The sequence below is a fragment of the Phosphitispora sp. TUW77 genome (assembly GCF_048453025.1).
Taxonomy (GTDB): Bacteria; Bacillota; Thermincolia; order Thermincolales; family UBA2595; genus Phosphitispora.
On sequence record NZ_CP156677.1, the window covers coordinates 360,440 to 375,735 of the forward strand.

At 42.2% G+C, this 15,296-nt stretch carries 15 protein-coding genes; 13 read left to right on the forward strand and 2 right to left on the reverse strand.

The features are described from left to right. The first annotated feature begins 75 nt into the window (after positions 1–75). Genes ABFY19_RS01775 through ABFY19_RS01785 form a run of 3 tightly spaced genes read left to right on the forward strand, consistent with a single transcriptional unit; the run spans position 76 to position 2,236 of the window. The gene (locus ABFY19_RS01775) at positions 76–738 is read left to right on the forward strand and encodes a heparan-alpha-glucosaminide N-acetyltransferase (protein ID WP_418791556.1); all 663 of its coding nucleotides are present in this window, start codon (positions 76–78) and stop codon (positions 736–738) included. Positions 739–791: 53 nt separating this feature from the next. Beyond that, positions 792–1,934, forward strand: a complete 1,143-nt coding sequence (locus ABFY19_RS01780; RefSeq protein ID WP_418791557.1) for a THUMP domain-containing class I SAM-dependent RNA methyltransferase — start codon at positions 792–794, stop codon at positions 1,932–1,934. A 14-nt stretch (positions 1,935–1,948) separates the two neighbouring features. After that, positions 1,949–2,236 (forward strand): hypothetical protein, encoded by a 288-nt coding sequence (locus ABFY19_RS01785; protein ID WP_418791558.1) that lies wholly within the window; start codon positions 1,949–1,951, stop codon positions 2,234–2,236. A gap of 394 nt (positions 2,237–2,630) precedes the next feature. Here the strand turns inward: ABFY19_RS01785 and ABFY19_RS01790 are convergent, their stop codons facing one another. Next, positions 2,631–5,399 (reverse strand): UPF0182 family protein, encoded by a 2,769-nt coding sequence (locus tag ABFY19_RS01790; protein ID WP_418791559.1) that lies wholly within the window; start codon positions 5,397–5,399, stop codon positions 2,631–2,633. 163 nt (positions 5,400–5,562) lie between these two features. Here ABFY19_RS01790 and ABFY19_RS01795 point away from each other — a divergent pair, with 163 nt between their 5' ends. From ABFY19_RS01795 to ABFY19_RS01810, 4 genes are all read left to right on the forward strand, one after another. Next, positions 5,563–6,222, forward strand: a complete 660-nt coding sequence (locus ABFY19_RS01795) for a cobalamin B12-binding domain-containing protein (protein WP_418791560.1) — start codon at positions 5,563–5,565, stop codon at positions 6,220–6,222. A gap of 20 nt (positions 6,223–6,242) precedes the next feature. Next, positions 6,243–7,190, forward strand: coding sequence for a tetrahydromethanopterin S-methyltransferase subunit H family protein (locus ABFY19_RS01800; RefSeq protein ID WP_418791562.1), 948 nt, complete (start codon positions 6,243–6,245; stop codon positions 7,188–7,190). A gap of 101 nt (positions 7,191–7,291) precedes the next feature. Continuing rightward, on the forward strand, positions 7,292–8,011 hold the full coding sequence (locus ABFY19_RS01805; RefSeq protein ID WP_418791563.1) for a 4Fe-4S double cluster binding domain-containing protein: 720 nt from the start codon (positions 7,292–7,294) through the stop codon (positions 8,009–8,011). Positions 8,012–8,107: 96 nt separating this feature from the next. Next, positions 8,108–8,797 (forward strand): rhomboid family intramembrane serine protease, encoded by a 690-nt coding sequence (locus ABFY19_RS01810; protein WP_418791564.1) that lies wholly within the window; start codon positions 8,108–8,110, stop codon positions 8,795–8,797. Position 8,798: 1 nt separating this feature from the next. On the opposite strand, the gene ABFY19_RS01815 is transcribed toward ABFY19_RS01810, so the two are convergent. Beyond that, on the reverse strand, positions 8,799–9,740 hold the full coding sequence (locus ABFY19_RS01815) for a PLP-dependent cysteine synthase family protein (RefSeq protein ID WP_418791565.1): 942 nt from the start codon (positions 9,738–9,740) through the stop codon (positions 8,799–8,801). A gap of 227 nt (positions 9,741–9,967) precedes the next feature. Here ABFY19_RS01815 and ABFY19_RS01820 point away from each other — a divergent pair, with 227 nt between their 5' ends. The 6 genes from ABFY19_RS01820 to ABFY19_RS01845 all read left to right on the forward strand — a co-directional run bounded on the left by ABFY19_RS01820 (position 9,968) and on the right by ABFY19_RS01845 (position 15,281). Continuing rightward, a complete protein-coding gene (locus ABFY19_RS01820; protein ID WP_418791566.1) occupies positions 9,968–11,296 on the forward strand; it encodes a histidine kinase in 1,329 nt (442 codons plus the stop codon). Next, a complete protein-coding gene (locus ABFY19_RS01825) occupies positions 11,286–12,083 on the forward strand; it encodes a LytR/AlgR family response regulator transcription factor (protein ID WP_418791567.1) in 798 nt (265 codons plus the stop codon). Before ABFY19_RS01820 ends, ABFY19_RS01825 begins: the two co-directional genes overlap by 11 nt. 93 nt (positions 12,084–12,176) lie before the next feature. Next, positions 12,177–12,662 carry a chemotaxis protein CheW gene (locus ABFY19_RS01830; protein WP_418791568.1) on the forward strand — a complete coding sequence of 162 codons (486 nt, stop codon included), beginning with the start codon at positions 12,177–12,179 and terminating at the stop codon, positions 12,660–12,662. A gap of 169 nt (positions 12,663–12,831) precedes the next feature. After that, entirely contained in the window at positions 12,832–13,248 is a 417-nt protein-coding gene (acpS, locus tag ABFY19_RS01835; RefSeq protein ID WP_418791569.1) for a holo-ACP synthase, read from the forward strand. Between the two features lie 10 nt (positions 13,249–13,258). Continuing rightward, a complete protein-coding gene (locus ABFY19_RS01840) occupies positions 13,259–14,818 on the forward strand; it encodes an NAD(P)H-hydrate dehydratase (RefSeq protein WP_418791570.1) in 1,560 nt (519 codons plus the stop codon). A gap of 4 nt (positions 14,819–14,822) precedes the next feature. After that, positions 14,823–15,281: a CBS domain-containing protein gene (locus tag ABFY19_RS01845; RefSeq protein WP_418791571.1), complete on the forward strand. Its 459-nt coding sequence runs from the start codon at positions 14,823–14,825 to the stop codon at positions 15,279–15,281. Positions 15,282–15,296: the final 15 nt, after the last annotated feature.

Below are 15,296 nucleotides of genomic sequence, written 5' to 3' on the forward strand. Positions count from 1 at the left end.
CTTTTGGTGAAGAATAGTAATATCTTAGGCAGGATATGGGAGCTGGATTTTCTGCGGGGCATAGCTTTGTTATTGATGGTGATATTTCATTTGGTTTATGATTTAAACGAGTTTTACGGATATCCGGTGCATTATGAAAGTGGAGTATATTTTTTTATTGGAAAAACAGCAGGTGTATTGTTTATAATAATTTCTGCGATAAGTTCTGCTTTTAGCAGAAACAATTTTAAAAGGGGTGTTATGTTTTTGGGGGTAGGCATGCTGATTACCTTAATAACACACCTGTTTACCCCTGCTTTTGGGATAAAATACGGTATTTTACAGTTTCTTGGGACTTGTGTAATGATATATCCGCTGTTCAAAAAAATGGACAAATACATACTTGTGGTGCTTGGTACTATTATCATAGCACTGGGGAATTATTTCGATTCCGTTGTTGTGCGAAACAATCTCCTTTTTTTATTTAACCTCACTGACAGCACATGGATATCCGCGGATTACTATCCTTTGTTTCCCTGGCTGGGGGTATTTTTTTACGGGGTTTACCTGCAAAAGTTAATTTATCCGGAGGCTGGCAATAGCGGTGAAGTTGTCCGAAATTCTCTAAAAGTGCCTGGGGGAGTTTCCAAATGGAAATCCAGGCTGGATTTTATTGCTTTCCTAGGGAGGCATACACTCTTGGTTTACCTGGTACATCAGCCGCTGCTGATACTTATTATAGGGATTTGGATAAAGTAATAGTACTGGTGTTTGCAGGAATTATTTGTTAATATAATGATAGGAGAGGGCTTATGTCCAAAATTGAGCTTATAGCTACGGCGACCTTCGGATTAGAGGCGGTGGTTGCCCGTGAAGTCAGAAATCTGGGTTATGACGAAGTTATTGTAGAAGACGGCAGGGTTACTTTTACTGCAGATGAATCTGCTATCTGCAGGGCTAACCTTTGGCTGAGGAGTGCCGACAGGGTTTTGCTAAAAATGGGCGCTTTTGAGGCCACTACTTTTGAAGAACTGTTTCAGAAGACCAAGGCCCTTCCCTGGCACGAGTGGCTGCCGGTAAACGCCAATTTCCCGGTTAATGGAAAATCGGTAAAATCAAAGCTGTACAGTGTCCCTGACTGCCAGGCAATAGTTAAAAAAGCGGTCGTTGAAAAAATGAAGGAAAAGTACCGGCAGGACTGGTTTGATGAGGATGGCCCCCGTTATACTATAGAAGTGGGCCTTTTGAAGGATGTGGCCACACTTACCATGGATACCAGCGGACCAGGACTTCATAAGAGGGGTTACCGGAAGCTTAGCTCGGAGGCCCCGCTGAAAGAGACCCTGGCAGCAGGCATGATTAACCTGGCCCGGTGGTTTGATGACAGGGTTTTTATGGATCCGTTGTGCGGTTCGGGAACTATTCCTGTGGAGGCCGCTTTGATAGGTTTAAATATTGCCCCAGGCCATAATCGAAGTTTTGCTGCCGAACTATGGCCGTCTGTTCCGGAAAAGCTTTGGCATGAGGCCAGGATAGAGGCAGCAGACGTTGTCAAGAAGGACTGTAAACTGCGGATTATAGGGACTGATATTGATGAAAAGGTCCTTAGCCTGGCTAGGTATCATGCCAAGGCCGCAGGTGTTGCCGAACATATTCACTTTCAGAGGATTCCCTTATCTGAGGTTCGGACAAAATCAAAATACGGGTATATTGTATGTAACCCTCCTTACGGGGAACGCCTGGGTGATGTTAAAGAGGTTGAAATGCTTTATAAGGAAATGGGCAGGATTTTTGGGTCTCTGGATACTTGGTCGTCTTATATCCTGACATCATACCCGCGTTTTGAACAGGTTTTTGGCCGGAAGTCAGATAAGAAGAGAAAACTTTATAATGGCAGGATTGAGTGCCACTATTATCAATATTTTGGGCCGCGGCCGCCGCGCAGAACAGAATAGGGAGGTGGATTTCCATGGAAAAATGGATAACACTGGAAGCGGTTTATTCTACAGAAAAGGAAGCCAATAAAGCAGCAACTGTGGTTAAGGTTACAGAATCCAGGCTGTCCAGTAAACCGGGTGGACCGCAATACGATATAGAGATAGAGTTGGTCAAGGTTGAGCATGGATGGAGAATACGATGGCGTAAAGTGCCGGTTGCCGGAGGTGCCGGATGCTCCAAGTGTGGTTCTTGCCAAACGATTTCCCGTCCTGCCAGGAAACCGGCCAAAGTAATTCCATTTAAACCACGGCAGCAGTAAGTCAAGGGGCTGTGTCATGAGTAATTACTACTTATGGGCATGGTCCCTGTCTTTGTGTCAAAAAATCAGCGAGCTTCTCTTTAAGCCCACTGGATAGTTGCCAGCTTTGAAATATTTTGTGTCATACGCAGTAATCCCCACTCAACTTTATGTACTTTCAAAACAAGTTTTTTCTTTTCCTGCTTTTGATGGTCCTATGAGAGGGATGCAACTTGAAGGAAGGGGCGGGAAGCTTGGTAAGGTGTTGCACAAGGTTTTCCTTGCACTGGCCTCGCCAGGAGCAAGGTTAGAACCCTCCGACGCCAGTGCGGAAAACCAGTGCAATAACTCACTAGATTCCCGCCCATCAAAAAGGGAGTATCCCACTCATTGATATACTCCCTTTAATGTTTATTTATAAAGACTTAACATTCTGCTCCAGAGATTCAAGTTGTTTTTTTAGCTGTTCTATCTGTTGCAGGATGGACTCCTTGGGAGTGACTTGACGCGTCTCCTCAAGCCCGCCGGAGTCCTCCGGCTTGCCTGTATCTACGGCATCTTCGGGGGGAATCCCCTGCATTCCTTCCTGGGCAAAGAATTTTGCTACTGCTGTATCCAGGTCTTTTGTTTCCACCATGATTATTTTTTTGTCAATGGCAAAAACTATTGCCTGCATCTGTGGGATTGATGCCCCCTGCTGTGCAGCTTTGATATAAATTGGTTCCACATAGATAAATCCGTCATCAATAGGAACAGCCAGGAGGTTACCCCTAATAACATCTGACCCTCCCTGGCTCCAGAGAGTTAACTTGCTGGAGATATTGGTATCCTGATCAATCAAACTGTCAATCATCAAAGGCCCTTGAACTTCTACGTTTTTCGGTACTTTATACAGGCACAGTTCCCCGTAATGCTCACCATCATTACGAGCTGCGAGCCAAGCGACAAGATTATTGCGGTGCTGTTCACTCCTGCTGGCCGGGGTAAAGGGCAGCATCAGGGTAAATTCTGCTTTTTCCTCATTGGGGAGCTTCATAATTGAATAATATGGTTCAATATTATTTGTGCCGTTTTCGCCCACTTTTTTGGCAATTTCCCATGTGTCCTCACGGTTGTAGAATACAGAAGGGTTATTTACGTGAAAATTCAACAGGATATATGATTGGATATTAAAATAATCTTCAGGATACCTAATGTGTTCCTTGAGGTTAGCAGGCATTAGGTCCAAGTCTTTAAAGACACCTGGGAAAATTCCGGCCAGGGTTTTGAGCACCGGGTCATTTTTGTCTGTTACAAAAAAGTCTACTGTTCCATTATAAGGGTCTATTACTACTTTGACAGAATTTCGGATATAGTTCAGGTTTCCTACCGGGGCAGCATAAGGGAATCTATTAGTATAGGTATAAGCATCAAGAATCCAATATAGTTTCCCGTCATTTGCAGCAATCACGTAAGGATCACTGTCATATTCGAGGTAAGGCATCAGGGTTGTAACACGGTCACGGATATTTCTTATCATGAGAAGCTTGCTGTCTTCATTGATTTCATCTGCCAGATAGAAACGGAAGGTATCGAAATAAGCGCTCAGAAAAAGCTTGTTCAGTTCGGTGAACTTCAAGCCGGTTTTACCCTGATAGGTATTTTCCATGTTATCATCACCCTGGGGATAGTCAAATTCCTTTGCTGCAGTATTGCCGATTACATATCCGTAACTGGTGTCATTAGTTAGTTCACCAAAATAAATACGAGGTTCCTTTATTTCAATGCCCTCAACTTTGGAGCTGGGAGGGATATCTTTTACTATAAGGTGTGCGTACCCCGAAGGGTCAATTTCGTTTGCCAATGTGGCTGCTGCTCCATATCCATGAGTATACCTCATAGTCATGTTGACAAATGTACCTGCTTTTTCGGTAAGGGCGTTTTCAGACATTTCCCGTGCGCTGAGCATAACCTGTTTGTATTTCCCGTCGATATTATATCTGTCTACATCTATATCATTGAACTTATAATAATATCTCAATCCTTGATTCTGAGACAGCACGGTTTTTAGTGGTTTGGGGTCATTAAGCCGGATATTGTCCATTGTCTCCCGGTTGTTATTTATATTTTGCAGAGTCAGATTTGCATCACCAGGATAGTCTTTTACGGTAATTTTATTAAGATTGTAGGCAAGTTTGGTGAATTTCATTTCCTCTTGGATATAGGGTTTTTCTTTGGTGAATTCATTATTGCTTACATTATATTGTATAAGACCATGAACCACCGAACCAAGTACAGCAACTACCAGGTAAAGGGCTATACCACCTAGCAGCAGTCTATGGTCATTAATGAAAAAATATAGGAAGCTGGCAAGCCCGCAGAAAATGGCTAGCAAGGCCAGGATTTTTGCCAGGGGTATGCTCACGTGAATATCGGTATAACCTGCACCAAAGACGTAGCCGGTCTGAGAGTATATAACAGCGTACATTGAAAGGTATTTTTTGAGGCCGAAGAGGATAAATAGTATCCCAGCGAAAACAGCCCAGAATTTACGAATGCTTCCGGGGATGTGAACGGCTCCTTTCCGGAATATATTCCCTCTAAGTTTAAGAAGGCCTGTTAGGGGGAAGAAAACCAGACTAAAAATAAAAATTATTGTCAGAGAAGATAACAGAGATTCCAGTATAAAGTTGTAAAAAGGTAATTTAAATACATAAAAGGAAGCATCCTTCCCGAAAACCTGTTCCTGGACACCGAAACCGGCGGCATTTATGAATTGGAGGAGCTTAATCCATCCTTGGCCTGTTGTTCCGAGAGCAAGCACCAGGCTGATTATCATACTTATTAAGAAGATTACCGAAACAGTTTTACGATAATTCGGAGGGGTAATGTCTTTTTCCTTTGGTGAAGACAAGTTGTCAAAGACATAAAGATGAAGCTTGTTCTTTGGCTTGATTTCTTCTCGCTGGGCATTGGTAAATACCCTGAAAGCAATAATGCCCATGATAAAAAGTATCAGAAAGTAGATGATAAATGATGTGGCGCCAATCTTAAGCTTTGCCAGTAATGGGGTGATGAAAAGCTGGCTGTACCCGAGGTCATTGAACCAGGCCAGTTTAACGTAGAAGTTGGAAAATATCTTTACCAGAAGGGCGGCAAATAAAATTACAATCAGAAGTATTGAGGAAATACTTGTCTTTTTCAAAAAATAACCTCCTTTTGGTTTGGTATTTACTACTTCTATGCCGGATGAAAGAATCCTCGTAGTTTTATAATTTAAAAATAAAATTTGGTTAATTGCCATATTAAAAAAGGTTTAGTATAATTGTTTTTGGCAGCAGCTTTGGCATTCTTTGGGGGTGTTGATTATGGCAGACAAGAAAGCAGAATTATGGGAAGCCTTAAAGCAGGGAGTTGTCGATTACGATGAGGATGCAGTGAGAGAAGCTGCTCAGGTGGTAATTGACGAAGGTTTTGATGCTTATGAAGCAGTATTTGAAGGTCTCGTGGAAGGAATGCATGAAGTTGGCAGATTGGTTGAAGAGCAGGAGTATTTTGTTCCTGAGATGCTGATGTGTGCAGATGCCCTAAATGCAGGCTTAGATATTCTCAAGCCTTACATGAAGCAAAAAGAAGGCAGTGGTAAAGGCACAGTAGTAATTGGGGTTGTCCAGGGTGATGTTCATGATATAGGTAAAAACATTGTTGCAATTATGTTTGATGCAGCCGGGTTTGATGTTCATGACCTGGGCTGTGACGTTCCCATGGATAAGTTTGTTGAAGAGCAGCTGAAAACTGATTCTGAATTGGTACTTATATCAGCTATGATGACAACAACCATGGTTGATATAAAACATATTATTGCCAAGATTAAGGGAAAGAACCCTAAGTGCAAGATAATGATTGGCGGAGCGCCTATATCTGAGGAACTCGCTAGTAAGTGGGGCGCTGACGGCTTCGCTGAAGATGCCTGTAACGCGCTTAAGTATGCCCTGAATATGATTAAAGCCTTGAAAGACTTGAAATAGTCCTGACAAGGAGTGAAATGATGTTTAAATTAGAAACACCGCAAAAGGAATGCCGGATTTTTGATTTTAAAGTTGGCGGACAATATGGTCAAAATTCGCCTTTACTCATTTCCTCAATGTTCCATAATGGTGATAAGATTCTTGAGAGCAGAAAAGAGGGTAAATGGGATAAGGCAAAAGCTGAAGAGTATATTAAGAAGCAGGAAGAAATGGAAAAATTGACAGGTATTCCTGCAATTGTTGCTATGATTGCTAACTCAGCTGAAGAAATGATCAGGTATATTGACTGGTTTATCAGTATCAGTGACCGCCCCTTTGCTATTGATATGTGGGTTGACAAGATGCGTCTTGAAGCTGCTGAATATGCAGCTCATTTGGGTCTCCAGGACCGTTTGGTTTATAACAGCATAACTCCATGGGACAAAGACATTCCGGGACAGGTGACCAAACTTAAGGAGTTGGGAATTAAGCATGTTATAGTTCAGGTATATGATGTGACTGACCCCTCGCCAAAGGGCAGGCTGATAAGCTATAATAAGATGATGGAATCTATACCAGAAGGAACTTTTGAATCTATACTTGTAGATACTTCTGTTATGAATCTGCCTGCAATCGCATTCTCCGGTATAGCCAATAAGATTGTTAAGGAGGCAACCGGATGGCCCTGTGGTGCTGCTAGTTCGAACGGTACTTATATGTGGAAGGAAGCCCGCGAATTGTTTGGTAAAGACGGTTTTGCCGCTATGAATGCAGCCGCTCAGGGATGCTCCGTTCTTTACTGGAGTGATTTTATTTTCTGCGGACCGATAGCTGTCGTCCCCAAAATATTCCCTGCAGTTATCTCGGGTGCAGTTATGGCAGCGGCTATGGCCCAATATGAGACCGGACAGCTTCCTGCTAATCCCAACCATCCATTCTATAAGTACTTTAATAACTTTGCCGAAAAACTTAACTCTTCTGAAGAATAGTGTTATTATAAGAAGACAGTTTTTTATTATTATAGATGCAGGAAAATGGTATGGAACCCAGAAGTCTGTTTAATAGCAAAAATAAGGGGAGTTGCGGTAAAATGCTTAAATTTCCACTGCGTATGAAAAAAAGTTTGATGACAGATGTTGAGTCCGAACTGCTGAAGGAGAAAATAATAGATTGGGGGGCTACTCTTGCGGGGTTTGGGGATGTTAGTGTCGGACTGGCCCCTGAATTAAAGCATATGCCCAATGCCATTGCTCTTGCCGTTAAGCATCCCCGATATGGCGGAATTAATAAATCCGGTTCAATGATAGTTTATTCCAGCCATTATGAAGAAGTAGACCATGTTCTGGAATCAGTTCAAAAAAAAATAATCACCTTTCTCAAGGCACGGGGATGGCGCACACTGGCAATTCCTCCAGATTCGGCAAAAACTGATAAAAGTTTTATTTCAAAACTATATTCCTTATTTCCTCACAAGACTGCGGCAACCTGTTCCGGACTGGGCTGGATTGGTAAAAGCGGGCTTCTGGTGAACCGGGAATATGGCGCACGGATGAGTTGGGCTACCGTACTGACTGATGCCCCATTGCTGGTGAGTAAGACACCGTATACTGAAAGTGACTGTGGCAATTGTTCCAGGTGTGTAGATGCATGTCCGGCATCTGCTATTAGGGATATTATATGGAAACGTGGAGACAAGGCTGAGGTTTTTATTGATGTGGACGCATGTGCGGAGTATATGAATCAAACAGTAAAAGTTTTTCAGAAACATATCTGTGGGGTATGTGTATTGGTGTGTCCTTATGGGAAATAAAGCTGAAGGGTGTCTTTTTGAGCAGAGGTCATATTTTACCTGCATTTTTGGTTAATATATAAGAAGGTATTTTAACAAAAAAATTGGAGGGTAAAAATGATCCCACTTAAGGATAATATACGGTCCCGCAGTTTTCCGGCAGTCAGTGTAGCTTTAATAATATTTAATGTATTAATATTCATTTATGAGCTGTCCTTGAACCAGGCTCATCTGTCGGTGTTATTTTATAATTTCGGGGTTGTTCCAAGGCATGTTTTTGGTTTTTTAACAGGTGAAGCAGGTATGCTGCCGGCCATTGTTCCGCTGTTCACCTCAATGTTTCTGCATGGAGGATTTTTACATTTGTTGGGTAATATGCTTTACCTTTGGATTTTTGGTGACAATGTGGAAGACCGGCTGGGCAGGGGGAATTTTATCCTTCTTTATATGGCGGCAGGTTTGGTTGGCGCCATGGCACAGATATGGGCCAATCCGGTTGCTGCTGAGCCTATTATAGGGGCTAGTGGAGCAGTTGCGGGCATCCTGGGGGCATATTTTGTCGGTTATCCCAGGGCTAAAGTACTGACTCTAGTGCCTATTTTTTTCTTTTTTACGTTTATTGAGATACCGGCATTTGTCTTTTTACTTATCTGGTTTCTCACCCAATGGTTAAGCGGTTTCCTGACACTTGGAGCGGCTGGAAACATGGTCGCTTGGTGGGCGCATATTGGTGGTTTTGCTGTAGGCGCAGCAGTAATGCTTATTATGGCACCAAGGGAGAGAAACAGGCAGCGTCAGGGGGTATGACTTACTCTCCTTTTATTGTACAATTGGTATTGCCACAAGGATTGAAGCAGAAAAGGTCTGTTGAAAGGTATTTATCGCCCCTGTCAGGAATTATTACTACAATAACACCTTTGTCAATTTCTTTGGCTGTTTCTACAGCCACATGCATAGCTGCACCTGCGCTAATTCCGGAAAAAATGCCTTCCTTTCGAGCTAGCAGGCGGGACATATCAAAGGCATCATCATCATTGATGCGAACCTTGCGGTCAAGGCGCTTGATATCATAGATGTCAGGAACCTTGGCTTCTTCCATATTTTTCAGGCCCTGGACTTTATGTCTCATGTTAGGTTCAACACCAATAATATGAATATCAGGGTTTAGTTCTTTAAGTCGTTGGGATACTCCCATTAATGTTCCCGTGGTACCCATTCCGGCTACAAAATGGGTGATTTTACCTTCAGTTTGTTCCCAAATCTCCGTTGTTGTTTTTTCGTAATGGGCGAGGTAATTATTTTGATTGGCAAACTGGTTAGGCATAAAATAAAGGTTAGGATTAGATTCATAGAGTTCTTGGGCCTTTTCAATAGCTCCGTCAGTACCTTCTTCTCCCGGTGTCAGAATAATTTCAGCACCAAAAGCCGATAAGGTTTTGCGGCGCTCCATACTCATCCATTCAGACATTGTTACAATCAGTTTATACCCTTTTACTGCAGCGACCATTGCCAAGCCGATTCCGGTATTGCCGCTGGTTGGCTCAATAATAATTTTATCTTTGGTTAGTTCTCCTGATTTTTCAGCCATTTCAATCATGAAAAGCGCAGGTCGGTCCTTGATGCTGCCCCCTGGGTTAGTTCCTTCAAGCTTAGCTGCAATAAGAACATTTGGATTAGGGCAAAGGTGGTTGATTTTAACCATAGGGGTGTTGCCGATAGCTTCAAGAATATTGTTTTTGATTAGTTTCATGATTGAAAATACCTCCAATAAAAAAATTATGTAATTAATAAAGCTAAAGCTAAAGCTAAACCTAAACAAAATTATACTACATATTTCATAAAAGATATAACTAATTTATAAAAGAAGCTGAAAATAATTGCCGACATTAAATGAAGGAATATGGGAAAACGAATAGAATAATTTATTAATATTAAGAAAATTAAGAATATCCCTATTATGGTAGGGAGAGGATATTTATGTATTATTTTCGAGTGGTGGCAATTGCCTTTGGGTTGACAGTTGTTCAGCTCGGGACTGTCATGGTGGCTGCAGATGTAACCACATATCCCTGGGTTATTATTGCGGTGTTTTTTTTCATTAATACCTTGGGATGTTATCTTTTCTTCAGGTACGTTAAGCCGCAAAAATTTATTGCCGTCCAAATGGATGATGGTAATGCACACCTGGATTCTACCCTGCTGATAGCAAATGAAACTTTGCCGTTTTTGAGGAAGGGATTAAATGAAGAGACGGCGCAGAAAGTGGCCGAAATTATTCTTAAATTAAGTGAAGTGGCTGCTGTTGCTATTACGGACAGGGAAAGGGTGCTTGCTTATGTTGGAGCAGGTTGTGAACATCACCAGCCCTGCAGGTTAATCTTAACAGAGGTCACTAAGCAGGTTATTCAAAATGGGGAATTGAAAATAGTTGATAATAAGGAAAAACTTAAGTGCCCGGTTAAAAACTGTGATTGCCCCCTTGAGGCTGTTGTTATTGCACCACTGAAATGCAGGAGGCGCATAGAGGGGTGTATTAAGCTTTACCAGACAAAGCAAGGTAAAATGCCGCCATATGTCGTTAAGCTGGCAAACGGAGTTGCACAACTGCTGGGTATCCAAATGGAGCTGGCAGAGCTTGATAGGCAGAGCCAATTGGTAACAAAAGCAGAATTACAGGCATTGCATGTTCAGATTAACCCGCATTTTTTGTTTAATACATTGAATACAATAATTATGTTTAGTCGTACCAACCCTGAGACAGCCCGCAGGCTTCTGATACGGCTAGCAGCTTTTTTCCGCCAAACGTTAAAAAAACACGGGCATTTTAATACATTGAGAGAAGAGCTGGAGTATATTAATACTTATTTAGTACTGGAAAAGGCCAGGTTTAGAGAAAAATTAAGGATATTGAGGGATATCGATCCGGAATTGATGAAGTATAAAATACCTGTGCTGACCCTGCAGCCCTTAGTGGAAAATGCCGTTAAGCATGGCATTATCCCGAAAGTAGGGCCTGGTGCGGTACAGATTACCATTAAGAAGGTATTAGGGGAATTGCATGTCTTGGTTAAAGATGACGGGGTCGGCATCCCTCGTGATAAAATAGGTTTAGTACTTCAGCATGGAGTAGGTTCAGGTACCGGAGTAGGTCTTAGTAATGTAAATGAAAGATTAAAGAGTCTGTTTGGGGAGGAATATGCCTTAAAAGTGACGAGTGATGTCGGTGAAGGGACAACAATCCAGGTAAGAGTTCCATTAATTCTTGATACTCAAGAACATGAGAGGGGGTATGCTAATGAAGCTTAAGGCATTGATTGTTGATGACGAATATCCGGCTAGGAAGGAGCTGAGATTTCTCCTCAATAAGTTTGATAACATTGAGGTTGTGGGTGAAGCTACAAATGCCCAGGAGGCCCTTACTCTTATAAAGGCCCTGGATTATTCAATTCTTTTTATTGATATTGAAATGCCCGGGATTAATGGACTTGAAGTTGGCGCAAAGGTTCAAGAGATGCCCAACCCGCCGCATGTTGTTTTTGCAACGGCATACGATGAATATGCTGTTAAGGCATTTGAAGTCAATGCTGTTGATTATATACTTAAGCCTTTTGATGAAAAAAGGTTGAGCCAGACAATTAAAAAGATAGTTAAAATTAACCAGCAGCAAGCGGGTAACGCTGCAGAGGGCGCATCAGTGGAACAGCCGGTGATTTCTTCTGAAGGACCAGCGAGGAGCGGGCAGAAGCCGCAGCATATCAAGATTGATCGTATTCCGGCAGAAAAACAAGGTAAGACCATTCTTGTAAATGAATCGGACATTATTTATGCGTTTACAGAACAGGATTATGTTTATATAAAGACATACAATGATAAACTGTTTACCAGATTTACTTTGAAAGAACTTGAAAGTCGTCTCAACCCTTTGATTTTTTTTAGAACACACCGCTGTTATCTGGCTAATCTCCATAAAGTAAAGGAAATCATTCCGTTTTTTAATGGTACATATACACTAATAGTAGAAGACAATGAAAAGAGTGAAGTGCCTGTTAGCCGGGCTCAGGCGAAAAAATTGAGGAAAATACTCGGTATGTAAAAGGACTTTTGTAAAAAATGTCGAAATATGTCTTGTGTCGAAATATGTCTTGTATTGAAGTATGTCTTAGGATTGTTATTGGAGGTGGATATTTTGTCAGAGGGCTTTGCAACCGGAAAGGAATTGCAATTTGTTGTTTTTAAATTGGGAAATGAGGAATACGGTGTTCCTATAATCCAGGTGAAAGAAATTAATAGATTAACAACCACAACTAAGGTGCCTAAGTCCCCGGTGTTTATTGAGGGGATTATTAATCTTAGGGGACAAATTATACCTATTTTAAATATGAAAAAGAGATTTGACCTGACCTTAACGGAGTACACAGGAGAAGCACGTTTTATCGTAGTCCAGGTAGTAAATCATACTTTTGGTATTGAGGTTGATTCAGTATCTGAGGTTCTCAGGATAAATTCTTCTGATATAGAGCCCGCTCCTTATATGGTCTGTGGCATTGATTCCCAATATATTACCGGTGTGGCTAAGGTTGAGGAAAGGCTTTTGATTCTTCTTGATTTGGACAGGCTGTTAAGTGACGAAGAAAAAGAACAGCTTCAGGAGTTCAAGAACGAGACCGCCTAAAAAGATGATATTTGAAGCCCTGCTTATTCTTGCAGGGTTTTATATTTTTTTGGAGAATGAATATATCCAAGGCAAATACGGTAAATATTATTAAAGCTGAATACTTGAACGTAATTGTTGTCAAATAATGCAAATTGAACAGATTAACTGAAAGGAAGGAAAAATTGAATTGATTAAGGGAACCGGTGTTGATATTATTGAAATCTCTCGTATTAAGAACGCTTTCAGGGCTTCTGAGAAATTTGGTTCCAGAATTTTTACAGCAAATGAACAAGACTATTGTATGGCTAAAAAATACCCGTGGCCTTCATTGGCTGCCCGTTTTGCTGCTAAAGAAGCCCTTGCCAAGGCTATGGGTACAGGGATTGGCCGGGTTAGTTGGACTGATATAGAGATTGTTAAGAATGACTGGGGGAGACCTGAAGCCATACTCAGCGGAGCTGCCCTGGAAATGGCCAAAAGGTTATGTATTAACAGTTTCGAAATATCTCTCAGTCATTGTAAAGAATATGCTGTGGCCTTTGTGGTTGCTCATGCTGGATTTTCCGGTACGGGTAAACGGGTTACTGAAGTTAATTATCAGTGAGGTGGCACAGATGTATCTGTTGACAGCAGAGGAGATGCAAAATCTTGACCGGACAGCTATTAACGAGCTGGGCATTCCCGGAGTGGTCCTGATGGAAAATGCGGGACTTCAGGTAGTAAAAGAGATAAAGGAAATGATAGGAGAGCCTCGGGGCAAGACTATTACTGTTTTTGCCGGAAAGGGAAATAACGGCGGTGATGGCTTTGTTGTGGCCAGGCACCTATTGAATGCAGGGGCTGAAGTTAAGGTTTTAATGTTTGCTGATATTAATGATATTACAGGTGATGCCAAGGTCAACCTGAACATTCTCCAATCAATGGGACATAACCCATATTCCATTGTTAATCCCAACAGTTTGAATATTGTCAAGCTTTCAATGGTTTATACCGATCTGGTTGTAGATGCCATCTTTGGCACAGGATTCAGGGGAGCAGTGAGCGAACATGTGGGTAAAATCATCGAAATAATTAATTCTTCCGGTAACCCGGTTATAGCAGTAGATATTCCGTCAGGTCTGGAGGCAAATACGGGTCAAACCCACGGCACTTGTATTAAGGCTTCCCGAACAGTTACTTTTGCCCAGGCTAAAATAGGCTTGGTTATTCAGGAGGGGCCTTTATATGCTGGAGAACTGATAGTTGCTGATATTTCAATTCCGCCTAATCTTTTAAAAAGCCAATACATTAAGAGATTTATGACTACTCCCGAAACAGTTCGGAATCTGATGCCATATAGGGCTTTAGATGGTCACAAGGGGAGTTATGGGAAAATATTGGTTGTGGGTGGTTCGCAGGGTTTATCCGGCGCCGCCGCTATGGCAAGCATGGCTGCCCTGAGGGCAGGAGCGGGATTAGTAACCCTGGCTGTTCCGGATGGCATTCACAGCTTGATGGAAGTCAAGCTAACCGAGGTGATGACTAAACCACTTCCGGAAACTGAAGAAATGACTATAAGCCTGAAGGCAACAGGAGCTGTGCTTGAAATGATGGAGGCCTATGATGTTCTGGCACTTGGCCCCGGTATTTCTACCAATGAAAGTACGGTTGAATTTGTTCGGGAAATTCTCCCCCAATTGGGAAAACCGGCTGTTATAGATGCTGACGGGCTTAATGCGCTTGTCGACAGTCCTGACATTTTGAAGACGTGTCAGGCAGTACCGGTGCTTACTCCGCACCCCGGAGAAATGGCTAGGTTGTTGGGGATAAAAATCAACGAAGTTCAAAACAATAGGGTTGAGGTTGCTCTGGAGGCCGCTGTCAGGTGGAATGCAGTGATTGTTCTAAAGGGTTTCCGGACGGTCATTGCCGGCCCGGATGGAACAGTTTATATTAACCCAACAGGTAATCCGGGAATGGCTTCCGGAGGAATCGGAGATATTCTTACAGGTGTTATTGCCGGACTTATTGGACAGGGCTTGACTTCCATTGAAGCAGCAGTTGCCGGAGTCTATTTTCATGGGCTGGCTGGAGATATCGCGGCACTGGAAAAAGGCATGATTTCTTTGGTGGCGGGTGATGTAATGGATTGCTTACCCAAGTCAATTAAGGTCACAATTAATGAGGAGGTTTAATAGAATGGAAGCAAAGGATATAATGACTGCTGATGTGATTACTGTTTCCCCTGATGATACTGTAGAGCATGTTATTAAGCTGCTGCTGGATAAAAAAATTAGCGGGGTCCCTGTTTTGAATAAAGATAGAGAGGTTATCGGAATTGTTACCGAGGGGGACCTAATGCTAAGAAGTCAGGAACTTCGTGTGCCATCTTATATTCAGATTCTTGGCGGGGTTATTTATCTGGATGACCCGGCGGAATTCAAGGATACCCTGAGAAAAGTGGTTGCTGTAAAGGTAGAAGGTTTGATGACAGAGGATCCCATTACAGTTGATGAGGATACTGATTTGGAGGAAATTGCGACAATAATGGCTGACAACGGAATTAACAGGGTTCCTGTGACCAGAGAGGGTAAACTGGTTGGCATTATCAGCAGAGCAGATATCATTAGGTCACTAGCCATGAAAAACCCTTCATAAGGAGTTGACAGGTAA

What these genes read in the sequence shown, in the direction of transcription:
- ABFY19_RS01795 (WP_418791560.1), top strand. Translation starts at nt 5,563, where the DNA reads ATGGCAGACAAGAAAGCAGAATTATGGGAAGCCTTAAAGCAGGGAGTT.
- ABFY19_RS01810 (WP_418791564.1), top strand. Translation starts at nt 8,108, where the DNA reads ATGATCCCACTTAAGGATAATATACGGTCCCGCAGTTTTCCGGCAGTC.
- ABFY19_RS01840 (WP_418791570.1), top strand. Translation starts at nt 13,259, where the DNA reads ATGTATCTGTTGACAGCAGAGGAGATGCAAAATCTTGACCGGACAGCT.
- ABFY19_RS01780 (WP_418791557.1), top strand. Translation starts at nt 792, where the DNA reads ATGTCCAAAATTGAGCTTATAGCTACGGCGACCTTCGGATTAGAGGCG.
- ABFY19_RS01820 (WP_418791566.1), top strand. Translation starts at nt 9,968, where the DNA reads ATGTATTATTTTCGAGTGGTGGCAATTGCCTTTGGGTTGACAGTTGTT.
- ABFY19_RS01845 (WP_418791571.1), top strand. Translation starts at nt 14,823, where the DNA reads ATGGAAGCAAAGGATATAATGACTGCTGATGTGATTACTGTTTCCCCT.
- ABFY19_RS01785 (WP_418791558.1), top strand. Translation starts at nt 1,949, where the DNA reads ATGGAAAAATGGATAACACTGGAAGCGGTTTATTCTACAGAAAAGGAA.
- ABFY19_RS01825 (WP_418791567.1), top strand. Translation starts at nt 11,286, where the DNA reads ATGAAGCTTAAGGCATTGATTGTTGATGACGAATATCCGGCTAGGAAG.
- ABFY19_RS01805 (WP_418791563.1), top strand. Translation starts at nt 7,292, where the DNA reads ATGCTTAAATTTCCACTGCGTATGAAAAAAAGTTTGATGACAGATGTT.
- ABFY19_RS01775 (WP_418791556.1), top strand. Translation starts at nt 76, where the DNA reads ATGGTGATATTTCATTTGGTTTATGATTTAAACGAGTTTTACGGATAT.
- ABFY19_RS01815 (WP_418791565.1), bottom strand. Translation starts at nt 9,740, where the DNA reads ATGAAACTAATCAAAAACAATATTCTTGAAGCTATCGGCAACACCCCT.
- ABFY19_RS01800 (WP_418791562.1), top strand. Translation starts at nt 6,243, where the DNA reads ATGTTTAAATTAGAAACACCGCAAAAGGAATGCCGGATTTTTGATTTT.